General features: G+C 66.4%; 11 protein-coding genes and 1 tRNA gene. 4 read left to right on the forward strand and 8 right to left on the reverse strand.

Going from position 1 to position 12,670, the window contains the following annotated elements; translation table 11 throughout:
• Nucleotides 1-97: 97 nt before the first annotated feature.
• From KHC24_RS07895 to KHC24_RS07905, 3 genes are all read right to left on the reverse strand, one after another.
• The gene (locus KHC24_RS07895; protein WP_213361935.1) at nucleotides 98-391 is read right to left on the reverse strand and encodes an aa3-type cytochrome c oxidase subunit IV; all 294 of its coding nucleotides are present in this window, start codon (nucleotides 389-391) and stop codon (nucleotides 98-100) included.
• Between the two features lie 137 nt (nucleotides 392-528).
• Nucleotides 529-1,470, reverse strand: coding sequence for a heme-dependent oxidative N-demethylase family protein (locus KHC24_RS07900; protein WP_213361937.1), 942 nt, complete (start codon nucleotides 1,468-1,470; stop codon nucleotides 529-531).
• 132 nt (nucleotides 1,471-1,602) lie between these two features.
• A complete protein-coding gene (locus KHC24_RS07905) occupies nucleotides 1,603-3,441 on the reverse strand; it encodes a M3 family oligoendopeptidase (protein ID WP_213361938.1) in 1,839 nt (612 codons plus the stop codon).
• Nucleotides 3,442-3,582: 141 nt separating this feature from the next.
• Between KHC24_RS07905 and KHC24_RS07910 the strand changes: the two genes are divergently transcribed.
• A complete protein-coding gene (locus KHC24_RS07910; RefSeq protein ID WP_213361939.1) occupies nucleotides 3,583-4,359 on the forward strand; it encodes a histidine phosphatase family protein in 777 nt (258 codons plus the stop codon).
• Nucleotides 4,360-4,425: 66 nt separating this feature from the next.
• Here the strand turns inward: KHC24_RS07910 and KHC24_RS07915 are convergent, their stop codons facing one another.
• The 3 genes from KHC24_RS07915 to cpdR form a co-directional block, all read right to left on the reverse strand.
• Nucleotides 4,426-4,695 (reverse strand): hypothetical protein, encoded by a 270-nt coding sequence (locus tag KHC24_RS07915; protein WP_213361940.1) that lies wholly within the window; start codon nucleotides 4,693-4,695, stop codon nucleotides 4,426-4,428.
• A gap of 478 nt (nucleotides 4,696-5,173) precedes the next feature.
• A tRNA-Val gene (locus KHC24_RS07920) sits at nucleotides 5,174-5,248 on the reverse strand.
• Between the two features lie 150 nt (nucleotides 5,249-5,398).
• Nucleotides 5,399-5,758: a cell cycle two-component system response regulator CpdR gene (cpdR, locus tag KHC24_RS07925; protein WP_213361942.1), complete on the reverse strand. Its 360-nt coding sequence runs from the start codon at nucleotides 5,756-5,758 to the stop codon at nucleotides 5,399-5,401.
• 250 nt (nucleotides 5,759-6,008) lie between these two features.
• Here cpdR and KHC24_RS07930 point away from each other — a divergent pair, with 250 nt between their 5' ends.
• Both KHC24_RS07930 and hisN read left to right on the forward strand, forming a co-directional pair.
• The gene (locus KHC24_RS07930) at nucleotides 6,009-6,893 is read left to right on the forward strand and encodes an N-formylglutamate amidohydrolase (protein WP_213361943.1); all 885 of its coding nucleotides are present in this window, start codon (nucleotides 6,009-6,011) and stop codon (nucleotides 6,891-6,893) included.
• A 2,685-nt stretch (nucleotides 6,894-9,578) separates the two neighbouring features.
• Nucleotides 9,579-10,364: a histidinol-phosphatase gene (gene hisN / locus KHC24_RS07935; RefSeq protein ID WP_213361944.1), complete on the forward strand. Its 786-nt coding sequence runs from the start codon at nucleotides 9,579-9,581 to the stop codon at nucleotides 10,362-10,364.
• Between the two features lie 15 nt (nucleotides 10,365-10,379).
• Here the strand turns inward: hisN and KHC24_RS07940 are convergent, their stop codons facing one another.
• Both KHC24_RS07940 and KHC24_RS07945 read right to left on the reverse strand, forming a co-directional pair.
• On the reverse strand, nucleotides 10,380-11,330 hold the full coding sequence (locus KHC24_RS07940; RefSeq protein WP_213361946.1) for an alpha/beta fold hydrolase: 951 nt from the start codon (nucleotides 11,328-11,330) through the stop codon (nucleotides 10,380-10,382).
• A gap of 132 nt (nucleotides 11,331-11,462) precedes the next feature.
• On the reverse strand, nucleotides 11,463-11,846 hold the full coding sequence (locus tag KHC24_RS07945) for a hypothetical protein (protein WP_246546395.1): 384 nt from the start codon (nucleotides 11,844-11,846) through the stop codon (nucleotides 11,463-11,465).
• 300 nt (nucleotides 11,847-12,146) lie between these two features.
• Here KHC24_RS07945 and KHC24_RS07950 point away from each other — a divergent pair, with 300 nt between their 5' ends.
• Nucleotides 12,147-12,647: an Hsp20 family protein gene (locus tag KHC24_RS07950; RefSeq protein ID WP_213361951.1), complete on the forward strand. Its 501-nt coding sequence runs from the start codon at nucleotides 12,147-12,149 to the stop codon at nucleotides 12,645-12,647.
• Nucleotides 12,648-12,670: the final 23 nt, after the last annotated feature.

Genomic DNA, 12,670 nt, shown 5'->3' on the forward strand with positions numbered 1-12,670 from the left:
CCCAGGCCGGAAAGACGCTTCAACGTGTCAACCGATGCCGACACACGCGGCTCGAGCGACGGATCTTCACTGAAAACACTGATACGCATGGCAATACTCACGAAGTGACGATCAGCAGCAGCACCAGCAGGCCGAGCAGGCCGCCGATGATGCCCGGCTTGCCGCTCTCGGAGGCGAGGCCGATGGCGGTGCTCACGATGATGGCCAGCGTCGCCAGGGTGAACAGCCCCCAGTGCCCGTTCACGCCACCGATCGCCAGCGCGACCATGAGGCTGCAAATCGACAGTGTGCCGACGAGGGTCAGCTTCACGAAGAAGCCATAGGTGCCCTCATGTTCGGCATAATCATTGCCGGTGGCGGTGGCGTATTCGGGCGCTCCGTGGTCAGCCATGCGACCCCCCTTCTAATGGATAATGTCAGCCACCGTCCGCTTTAGCGGAAGTCGTCCCCTGCGGCAACGCCGGGGACGCCGATGGCCATGGGCGCGTCAAGGCGTCGCGCAGCACCGCGCCGCGCCCGCCCGCCGCGTCAGGCTATCGCCGCGCTCGGCGCCGCCACCGGCGCCTCGGCGATGGCGGCGAGCGCCGCGGCCACCGCGTCGCGGTGCTCGGTCAGCCCCTTATAGGCGAGCTGCGCCGGATCGAGCGACAGGATCTGCTCGCGCAGGCGGGCCGCCAGATCGCGGCCCTCCGGATGGCGGCGGAACGCCTCGAACGGATCGACATGGATGCGCACGGTGAACAGGAGATCGCCGCTCGAAGGCAGCCGCCGCAACGTCTGGCGCTCGACGCGCACGAAGGCGGCGGCGTCGAGATTGGCCGGGTCGTCGAACCAGTCGCGCGGGCGTTCCTTGGATTCGGGATGATGCAGCTCGGCATCGGGATAGATCGACCAGTTCACCCGCCAGACCGGCTGCTCGACCTTGAGGTTGTCGAAGATACGGTTCATCACCCGCGCCATCTTGTCGGGGTAGCCGGGAACCGCGGCGTGCAGCCCGTCCAGCGACTGGCCGAACTTCTCCGCCAGCGACCAGGCGGAGGGAAAGCACAGCACCGCCGCCACCAGCCGATAGCCTGCCTCGCCGGGCGTGAGCAGCAGCAGATCGTCGGAGACGATGCGACCGGCGGTCGCGAAGGGCGGCTCGCTCTCGTCGTCGAGATCGACGGCGAGGCCGGCGGGGATGACCGTGAGGCGGCGGCCGTCGAGCCGGTAGCGCTCCGGGAAGCGCTCGACCAGATGGGCGACCAGCAGTTCCAGCGCCTCGCGCTGGGAGGCGCGGGTGCCGGCCTCCTCGCGCAGCACGACGTCGCGCTTGCCGGCGAGCAGCCGGGCGCGCTCGGCGAGCGTCTCGGCGAGGCGCGGATCCGGCTCGATCCACTCGGCGAGATCCAGCGGAGCGAGGGCGATGGAGAACGGCTTCCTGGAGCCGTCGAACGGGGTATGCGCGAAGGAATCGGCGGCGGCGGACATGCGTGGACTTCCCGGCAGTGAATGCCGATTTGTCCGCCCGCAGCCGCCGGCAGGGCAAGCCCAAAATCCGGGCACCCTCAGAAGCGACGGGCAGGGCATGGAAGCGCCCTGCCCGCGCCGCGCCGCAGCGCCTCAGCCTTCCATCGCCTCCAGCTCGCCGATCATCCGGTCGATGAGGTTGAGGCCGGTCTGCCAGAACGCCGGATCGCGGGCATCGAGGCCGAAGGGCTTCAGGAGCTCGGAATGATGCTTGGTGCCGCCCGCCGCCAGCATGGCGAGATAGCGCTCGGCAAAGCCCTCGGCGGCGTTCTCGTAGACGGCGTAGAGCGAGTTCACCAGGCAATCGCCGAAAGCATAGGCATAGACATAGAACGGCGAGTGGATGAAGTGGCCGATATAGACCCAGTAGGTCTCGTAGCCCGGCCCGAGATGGATGCCCTCGCCGAGGCTGGTGGACTGCACGTCCATCCAGATCTCGCAGATGCGCTCGGCGGTGAGTTCGCCCGACTTGCGCTCGGTGTGGATGCGGCGCTCGAAGGTGTAGAAGGCGATCTGGCGCACCACCGTGTTGATCATGTCCTCCACCTTGGAGGCCAGCATCGCCTTGCGCGCCGCCTTGTCGGGCGCGGCGTCGAGCAGCCGGCGGAAGGTGAGCATCTCGCCGAAAACCGAGGCGGTCTCGGCCAGCGTCAACGGGGTCGGAGCCATCAGCGCGCCGTTCGGGCCCGCGAGCACCTGATGCACGCCATGGCCGAGTTCATGGGCGAGCGTCATCACGTCGCGCGGCTTGCCCATATAGTTGAGCAGAACATAGGGATGCACCGAGGGCACGGTCGGGTGCGCGAAGGCGCCGGTCGCCTTGCCCGGCCGCACACCGGCATCGATCCAGCTCTTGTCGAAGAAGTCGCGGGCGATGTCGGCCATGCGCGGCGAGAAGGTGGAATAGGCGCCGAGCACGGTGTCGCGCGCCTCGTCCCAGGCGATCGGCCGGGTCTCGACCTTGGGCAGCGGCGCGTTGCGGTCCCAGTGTTCCAGCTTGTCCTTGCCGAACCACTTGGCCTTCAGCTTGTAGTAGCGGTGCGACAGCCGCGGATAGGCCTCGTGAACCGAGGACACCAGCGCATCGACCACCTCGCGCTCGACGCGGTTCGCCAGATGCCGCGAATCCGCGATGTCCTGGAAGCCGCGCCAGCGGTCGGAGATGTCCTTGTCCTTGGCCAGCGTGTTGGTGATGAGGGTGAACAGCCGCTGATTCTCGCCGAACACCTTGGCTAGCGCGTCGGCACCGGCCTTGCGCTTCTTCTCTTCCGGCTCGGCGAGATAGTTCAGCGTCGGCTCCAGCGGCAGGCTCTTGCCGTCGATCTCGAAGCGCAGCCCGGCGATGGTCTCGTCGAACAGACGGTTCCAGGCGCCGCGCGAGGTCACGCCCTTCTCGTGGAACAGCTGCTCGATACGGTCCTCGAGCTGGTAGGGCTTGTCGGCGCGGACATCGTCGATCCACGGCCGGTAATAGCCGAAGGCGGGATCGGCCAGCGCCGCTTCCATCTTGCCGTCGTCGAGCCGGTTCAGCTCCAGCGTGAAGAACAGCAGGTGGGTGGAGGCGTCGGTGAGCTTCTCCTGCACGTCGCCATAGAACTTGGCGCGAACCGGATCGGTGGTGTCGCCGGAATAGATGAGGCCGGCATAGGAATACAGCCGGCCGAGCAATTCCTCGATGCCCTCATAGCGCTTGAGCGCCCTGGCCATCTCGCCGCCGGCATCGACGCCGTCGAGCATGGCTTCGAGCCGGCCCTTGTAAGCCTGCTCGAAACCGGCGCATTCGGCCTGGGCGCGGTCGAGATCGGCCTTCAGCTCGGGCGAATCCATGCCGGGATAGAGGTCGGAGAGGTCCCACTGGGGCAGCTTGCCGAGCGCGACGCCTCCGTCCGAGGTGGGGGACAGGGCGGGATGACGGTTCTGACGGGGAAACATGACGACTCCGGCGGGAGGTTTCTCAAGGGAGCAACAGATATCGTGCCCGACCGTCGGGGATCAATGCGCGGCGCGCGCTCTTGATCGCTTCCCGCCGCCGCATCATGGTGACCGGGCACCGCCCTCCATACGGTTCCCGCCATGAAACCCGCCGCCCGCCGTTCCAAATTTTCCAGTCTCGGCCTCTCCGCCGCTGCCGTCCTTCTCGCCATAGCCGGCGCGGGCGCGGCCTCGCGGCCGGCGGAGGCGGCACCGAAACGCATCGTCATCGTGCGGCATGGCGAGAAGGCCGGGCCGCTCGCGCTGTGCAGCGTCGGCAAGGAACGGGCGCAGGCACTGGCAGCACAATATCTTTCGCCGACCAGCCCGATGAGCCTGATCGCCAAGGATCCGCCGGCGGCGATCATGGTGATGACGCTGCACACGCTGGAGACGGCGCGGCCGATCGGCAAGGCCTGGGGAATGAAGCTCGACGCGCCGGCGATCGCCCACGTGCCGATCCGCAACGACCGCTACTTCAACGCCAAGCTCAACAAGGTGAACCAGGACGTGGTGGCGGATCTGATGGCCAATCCGCGCTGGCACGGGAAGACCGTGGTGATGGTGTGGGAGCATTTCCACATCGCCAGCGCGGCGCTGGAGGCCGAGTTCCCCGGCGAGCAGGCGACGCTGCGGCAATTGCTGCGGCTCGGCGAGATCGCGCCGGCGCGGATCGTGAATTCGCCCGGCGGGGTGCCGGACACCTGGCCGGATTCCAACTTCAATTTCTTCTGGATCCTCGACTACGGCAGCGACACCGCGCAGCTGCCGTCGCGCTTCCGTGTCGTGCGGCAATATTTCCAGCCGCCCTACGCAGCGCTGCCGTCAAACGACTGGGGGGCGGAGGAACCGTTGCCCGCCGGTTCCGGCTGCAGCTGATCCTTCGCCCCCCGACGCACGCCGGAGAGAACGTGCGTATTCCGGGTCCGCAGGTGCCGGCCGAGCTTAGTCCACGGCGCGCTTCAGCTGCTGGCCGGGCGAGTTGTAGCTCTTATAGAGCGGCGCGAGGATCGGCTCGAACAGCCCGTTCTGGCGATTCTGCCGAACCTGCTGGCGACGCACGCGCTCACGTTCACGCACTTCCTTCTGCTCCTCGCTGCCGATGGCGGGCAGCGGACTGATCGCCGTGGTGGTGGCATGCACCGGCGCGGTGGCGAAGACCGGCAGGACGACCATGGCGGCGAGCGCGGCAATGCCAAGCTTCTTCGAGATCATCATTACCTCCCGATGAGTATTGAACTGCTCAATCAATGCGGGAGAACGGCTTTTGTTTCATGGTGCCGATGAATTTACGCATGCCGGCCGACATATTGTCTTCGCATGGTGGCGAAACGAAAGCCCAACGGCCGCGTGAACAGGCTCCGGCCGACGCGGCTGCACGACATGATCTGCCCGCCGCAGCTGCGACATGGAACAATTTTGCGATTATTTTACTTCGGATCTTTCACGCGCATTTTAGCCTGCGCAGCGTGAGGCCCAGCAGGCGATTTCACCGGCGGCCGGACGGCAGGCACGCGTGAAACTGGCGGTCGCGTGGCGATTGGAAGCCCGGCGGTGCGGGGCGGATGGCGGCCCGGCTTGCGCGCTCATATGGCAACGTCAGGCCACCAAGCCGGCGGCATCAACGCCGGCTACGGCGCGATGCAGGAGGTGCCATCGCAAAACAACATGTCGGCTGAATTATTGGTCGGAATGGTGGGCGCGACAGGGATTGAACCTGTGACCCCCTCGATGTCAACGAGGTGCTCTCCCGCTGAGCTACGCGCCCATTCCGTCCGGGATGCCGGGGCAGCCCGGCGGGCACCCCTATAACCACAAGCCGCGTCCGGCGCAAGCGCCCCGCATCGGCATCGGAACCAGGCTGGGGATGACGCAGGCCGCGACGACGGCGACGGGCGCCGCCGTCATGCTGGCGGCGTCACGCCGCCAGCATCTTGCCGACCTCATTGACGAGGTCGCGCAGATGGAACGGCTTCGACAGGATCTTGGCATCCTTCGGCGCCTGGCTGTCGGCGTTCAGCGCCACCGCCGCGAAGCCGGTGATGAACATCACCTTGATATCCGGATCGAGTTCGGTCGCCTTGCGGGCGAGTTCGATGCCATCCATCTCCGGCATCACGATGTCGGTCAGCAGCAATTCGAACGGCTCCTCGCGCAGCCGATCATAGGCCGAGCGGCCATTGTCGAACGACACGACCGAATAGCCGGCATTCTGCAGCGCCTTCACCAGGAAACGGCGCATATCGTTGTCGTCTTCGGCCAGCAGGATCTTCAGCATCGACGTCACCTCGGATTCGGGAGCGGGGCGGTCGGCCGGTTGCCCGCCCGCAACGCCGGGGAACTCCCCGCATGTTTCGCATACCGGGTACCGCGCCGGCTGTTAGCACATCGTGAATCCACGCTGGTGTGAACGATACGTGCTTTCTGAAACATTGCCGACCGTTCCACCGGCATCATGCGCGTGTTAGACAGATGCATGACAGGTGCGCCGCATAGAGCGCGCCCAAGAGGGAGCCAGCGTCGGGCAGATGGCGATCATATCGGAGACGATAGATCCGGCCTTCGAGGTCGTGGAGCCCGACCCCGCCGTCGCGCCGTTCCTGTTCAATTCGCCCCATAGCGGCATCATCTATCCGCGGGCCTTCCTCGACCAGGTGCGGCTCGACATGCCCACTCTGCGCCGCTCCGAGGATTCGCTGGTCGACGAGCTGATTCGGCCGGTCACCGAGCTCGGCATGGGCTTCATGCGGGCACATTTCCCGCGCTGCTATCTCGACGTGAACCGCGAGCCCTACGAGCTCGACCCGCGCATGTTCGACGGCCGGCTGCCGGCCTATGCCAATACGCGCTCGATGCGGGTGTCCGGCGGGCTCGGCACCATCGCCCGCGTGGTCGGCGAGCAGCAGGAGATCTATGGCCGGCGCATTCCGGTCGACGACGCGATGGCGCGCATCGAGGCCTATTACAAGCCCTATCACCGCACCCTGCGCCGGATGATGGTGCAGATGCAGCGCAGCTTCGGCATCGCGGTGCTGGTCGACTGCCACTCCATGCCCTCGGGCGGTGGCCGCGACGAGCGCGCCCGCGTCGACATGGTGATCGGCGACCGCTACGGCACCAGCTGCGCCGGGGCGATCCCCGATTGCATCGAGGGCGAGTTACGGCGGCTGGGCTATTCGGTGGTGCGCAACAAGCCCTATGCCGGAGGCTTCATCACCGAGCATTACGGCAACCCGGCCTCGGGGATGCATGCGGTGCAGATCGAGATCAACCGCGCGCTTTACATGAACGAACGCACCTATCAGCGCAGCGAACAATTCGAAAATGTGCAGCGCGACCTCATCCTCGTGGCCCGCGCGCTGGCCGCCATCGCGCATCTGGAACTGGCGCCGGCGCGGGCGGCTGCGGAATAGCCCAGCATTTTCATTCGCTTATGCGGGACATGACGATTTCTTATCGGACGATGCGAAACGCCGCAGTTCAGCCTTGCATTTTGGGAATGAGAGATATACCAATTCTGCACGCTCGGTTCTGACGGAGCGCTTCCCATCCCGGTGCGGGATTTCAGACCACGACGGCGACGCCGTGGGCGGAGCGCGATACGGAAACGAGATGGCCCTCTTCCGGGTGTCGAAAGACATCATGCCGAAGGGATCGCCGGGAACGCGACAAGACGGCTCACAGCCGCCACGCCCCGGACCGATGCCGACGGCACAAAAGAAAGAGGCCGCTCACACGAAGGAGAGCGGCCCAAGTCTAGGGAGGAAACGCCCAAGGAGGGCTGCACGGAGCGACGCCAATCGCTGCGTGCGAGACAGAAGATGAATGCGCATTGCGGATTAATCAAGGCGGCAGGCGTCATTTTCTGGCATACCAGATACAACCAAATGACAGGTGTGGCTGATTTGTCGCGGTACGTGCCCTCTCGCTGGTGAGATTGCGCGTACTGTGCATGTCGGAGTGACGGCCGGAACGGCGGCAAGCTGTTCCGGCCTTTTGTTTCGACGTAGGCGCGGTCGTGCGCCTCCTGAAGGGCGTCACCGCGCCAGCACCACGATTTCTACCGCCCAGCCTCATAAGGGAAGGCGCGCGCCAGAGGCCGGGGCCCACGGCGGGAGAACGCCGATGCGTGGCAGCTCGGCCGGAGCGCTAGCAGCGCATCGCGCGAAGGGGCATGGCATTGCCCCGAATGTCTGGCCCCCAATGTCTGGCGCGTGGCGGCGCGAAACTCCGTCGAGGCCACGCCGCTCTCGCCTGCGTTTCGAGAACGGCTCAACCGGCTGGCAATGCCGAACTCGCCTGCCTTTCAGGAACCGTTGAACTGCCGTTCGCGCCGTCCGCTCCTGCTGGGGTTTTACGTGTAGCTCCATTCGGTAGCGACCGACCTGCCCTCCCCCCGCCTGCGACGGCTCAATACACAGCCATATCGCCTACGCCGCTTGCGTACCGGAGACAGCTCGACCCACCGGGATGTCGCGGGCTTTCCGGCGTTTGACAGCAGCCGCCTCCCGCGTTTCGAGAACGGCGCACCATCACGGCCGAGCGCGCGCCTGCCCCTCAGGGACCGTTCGGCCGACGGCCGCGCCGTCCGCCCTGGCGCGCGTTTTACGGAGGCCCATTCCGCAACGATACCCGGCTGTGTCATACGCGCCGCTAGCGTGCCGGGGACAGCTCGCCCCAGTGCCACGTCGCGGGCTTTCCAGCGTTTGGCAGACAGCCGGTCCGCGCGGGCAGGCTTGCCCTCGGCCTCGGGAGACGCGCGATCGAGAGTCGCGTCGCCTGATATCCCCGTAAAGACGCAGTATGACCGGAGCGCGAGATAGGCTTCCCGGCGCTTAAAGGGCAGCCTGCTCCCGCGCGACGCGGCGGTCCTCGCCGGCCTGTCCTCCATATTAGAATCGGTTTGTTCGGGAGCCGGCCTTCACGACCTCTCTCATGTCATGTGCCGGAGCCTGCTGCGTTCCCGAGGTCGCTCGTCCGGCCGCAGCACAGTCTCCATCTGACCTTTCCGCAAAGACGCGAGATGATGACGGCGACGTGCGGGTGCGGCGAGAAACGGTCGCCAAGGCCGTGCTGTCAGCATGGCACGGTCAGGACTTGGCGTGATCAGGCGGCGCGAGCGAGAGGCCGCCGCCTGATAAGGCCTCGGCACCAGCCCGACAGGAAGACGGCCTGCCTCCGCGTCCGGCAACGGCAAAAATCCCCGGCAGGCACATATGCCGACCCGTTAAACAGGTGCAATCGACCCAGCATGGCGGAAAGCGGACGGCGTCCTATCGATGCGCAGGGGTGACCGGCAGCGGAAAATGCATGGAATTCGTCTCTCATACCCGCCGGCGCGGTGGCACGCCGGCACGGGCGGAACGACTTCGTCATGCAGAAAAAAGAAAGGGCCGCGTCCCGGAGGAGCGGCCCAAGTCTAGGGAGGAAACGCCCAAGGAGGGCGACGGCAACGCAACGCCAATCACGTTGCCGCACCGCAATAATATGCAGGAGATAGGCGTCTGACGCAAGGGGCAAACGAAAGAAACGAAAGGCGCCTGCCGAAGTTCACGCGCAAGTGACGAGAAACGCGCCCCGAGCGCGCCTGGCTGCCGGTTGATCGCCTGCCCGTCGCCGCACGACCGCCGGAGCACGATTCCCACCGGGGCGGCACGACGCCATCCGCACGGACCGCTCGGGTGGCGCGATGGGAAAGATGCGCGAAAATCGTTGAAGATCAATGCCCTGGACAAAAAGAAAGGGGCCGCTCACGTTGCCGGAGCGGCCCAAGTCTAGGGAGGAAACGCCCAAGGAGGGCGACGGCGAGGCAACGCCAATTGCCTTGCCGCACCGCAATAATATGGCAGCTATGCCCTCGGCTGGCAATCGCCGAACATGCCTAATTGTTCATCTTGCCGGAATGGCAGCCATGCGTCTGGCGCGTGGCTCCCGACCTCTTGATGGCCGGGTTGCCATGAGATTCGCTCATCGCTCCCCAACGTCCGGTGCCGGCAATGGCGTTCCCGCGCGCACCATTGCCGGCCGGCGGCACGGCCGATATGGAAATGGACAACGTGCCGAGCGGCATCGGCCGGGACAGAACGGAGTGCAGCCACATGGGCGCCGTGGATTTCGAAGTCTTCGTACACGAACTCGCCACCGTGTCCGGCCAGGTCATCCTGCCCTTCTTCCGCACCGCCCTCGGCGTCGAGGACAAGAACAAGGGTGCCGTTTTCGACCCGGTCACCGCCGCCGACCGCGCCGCCGAGCAGGCGATGCGCAACCTCATCCAGAAGACCTTCCCGCAGCACGGCATTCGCGGCGAGGAATACGGCAACCACAATCTGGATGCCGAGTATCTGTGGATCCTCGATCCCATCGACGGCACCAAATCGTTCATCGCCGGCCTGCCCGCCTGGGGCACCCTGATCGGCCTCGCCCATCACGGCGCGCCGGTCTACGGCATGATGCACCAGCCCTTCGTCGGCGAGCGCTTCTACGGCGACGGCATGACCGCCCGCTATCGTGGCCCCGCCGGGCCGCGCAGCCTGTCGGTGCGCCCCTGCGCCACGCTCGGCGAGGCGCTGCTGATGACCACCAGCCCCCGGCTGATGAAGGAGACCGACCGCGCCCGCTACGGCGAGGTGGAACGGCAGGTGCGGCTGCCGCGCTATGGCGGCGATTGCTATGCCTATTGCATGATCGCCGCCGGCCATGTCGACCTCGTCATCGAGACCGAGTTGCAGGATTACGATATCGCCGCGCTCATCCCCATCGTCGAGGGCGCCGGCGGCGTCATCACCGACTGGGAAGGCAATCCGGCGCAGGGCGGCGGTCGCATCATCGCCGCCGGCGACAAGCGGGTGCACGAACAGGCGATGAAAGTGCTGGCGGACGGCTGAGCGCCCGCGGCCTGTTCAGGCCGCAGCGGCGGCGCTGCCGGGAATGAAGGCGTCGAAGGCGGCGAGGAAGGGCTGACGGAACTCGTCGCGCTCCTGCAGCAATTCATGCCGCGCGCCCGGCAGCACGATATGCGCGCCGGCGATGAGGCGGCTGCCCAGCCGCTCGATCGCTGGGGTCGAGACCACCTTGTCCGCCCCCGCCCCCACCATCAGCAAGGGCTGGCGGATGACCCGCGCGGTAGCGGGATCGGTGAGCCGGTCCATCTGGTCAAAGGCCGACTTCACCCAGCCAATGGTCGGCGGGCCGACATCGAGCACCGGATGCTCCACGCTGATGGCAAGGTTGCGCGCAAAGCGCACCGGATCGGAGGTGAGCCGGTTGCCCTCGAAGATCAGCTCCCCGGCGCGCAGCCGCCCATTATGCGGCACATAGACACGCGACAGGCCGGCGGCGTTCAACACACGGGCGGTGCGGCGGGCCGCCCGCTCGTGGCGTACCATGGCGAGGTCCAGCATGGGCGTCGACAGCACCATGCGATTGAACCAGCGTTTGTCGAGACGGGCGGATTCCAGCAGGATCGCCGCTCCCATGGAATGGGCGAGCGCATAATAGGGCGCAGGGCAGTTCGGCAGCACGATATCGCGCATGAAGGCTTCGAGATCGAGCTGATACTCGGAGAAGGCGCCGACATGCCCCTTCATCGGATTGCGCAGCAGGCGCTGCGACCCCCCCTGGCCGCGCCAGTCCAGGACGGCCACCGAGAAGCCGCGCCCGCGCAGATCCTCGGCGGTCTCGAAATATTTCTCGATCTTCTCGGTGCGCCCCGGAAACACGCACACCGTGCCCCGCGCGCGCGCGGCGGCACGCCAATAGGCGTAGCGCAGCGACACACCATCGGAGGTGCGCAGCATGCCGCTTTCGGCGCTGTCGGGCACGGGATTGTCGGGGGTGCTGAAGAGGTTCATTTCGGGGGGTGAAGAAAGCCTTCGAAGGAAACGGGAAGCGTGAGTAGCGAACCCTACGCCGAATCACAAGCCGGCAAGGCTTTCCGTGGGTTTTCGTGACAGTTTTGTGATCGCCTGCCGCAGCGTCCGACCCTAATAGCGCTGGGTGCCGAAGCCGATCACCTTCATGCCGCTGATGGCGCCGGAGGCGGCATCGACCACCACCTGCACCCGCTCGCCGCGCGGGCCATTCGCCTCGAGCAGGATGGTGGGGCCGCGCTGGCGCAGCACCGACACATCCGAGAAGCCGCGGGCGCGCAGCATCCGCGCCGCCGCCTCGCCATCGAGACGCCCGCCGGCCGGCGGCGTTTCATAGGGCGCATAGGGCCCCGGAGGCGGGCCGCCGCGGCCATAGGGCGCCGCCCAGGGGCCACCGGACGGGCCAATGGCCTGGGCGATGGTCTGCGCCCGCGCATCGAGCGTCAGCCCGGCCGGCAATGCCAGCAGGATCGCCAACAGCACGCGCAGCATCGCCATCACCGCCAGAGCTCTCCCGGTTCACCGCTGCGCCGGTTCCACCGCCGCACGCTACCTTGGCCGGAAACATGCGGGATTTGAACTGAATTACCGCCGAGCTGGCCGTTCATCTGCCGTTCATCTTCGCCGCATCCGCCCCGACGATTTCCGCCGGCGACTTCCCTTTCCGTCCCCCCTTGCGAAGCGCGCATACCCACCTATTTCCAAGGGGTGCCGGCCAATCGGCGGCACGGAGACGGACCCGGCTCAGGCGAGAGGGTCCGCACACCCCTGCATGTCGCTTCACAGGAGGATATGTTCATGCGTACGTTCGATCTTTCCCCGCTCTATCGTTCCACCGTCGGCTTCGACCGGCTGTTCTCGCTGCTCGACCAGGTCGGCGGCGTCGATGCCGGCACCACCTATCCGCCCTATAATATCGAGCGGACCGGCGAGAACGCCTACCGCATCACGGTGGCGGTCGCCGGCTTCACCGACCGCGACCTCAGCATCGACGTGAAGGAGAGCACCCTCTCCATCCGCGGCGAGCGCAAGGCCGATGAATCCGCCGGCTCCGCCGTCGGCGTCGCCGGCGAGGTGCTCTATCAGGGCATAGCCGCGCGCGCCTTCGAGCGCCGCTTCCAGCTCGCCGACCATGTCGAGGTACGCGGTGCCTCGCTCGCAAACGGCCTGCTGCATGTCGACCTCGTGCGCGAGGTTCCCGAGAAGCTGAAGCCCCGCTCGATCGCCATCACCTCCGGCACCGCCCCGCAGGTTGCGGCACCCGGCACCAAGGTGATCGACGCCAAGGTCGCCGCCTAATCGCCGCACCCGCCACGGCTCAA

Source organism: Ancylobacter defluvii, from assembly GCF_018390605.1.
Classification (GTDB): Bacteria; Pseudomonadota; Alphaproteobacteria; order Rhizobiales; family Xanthobacteraceae; genus Ancylobacter; species Ancylobacter defluvii.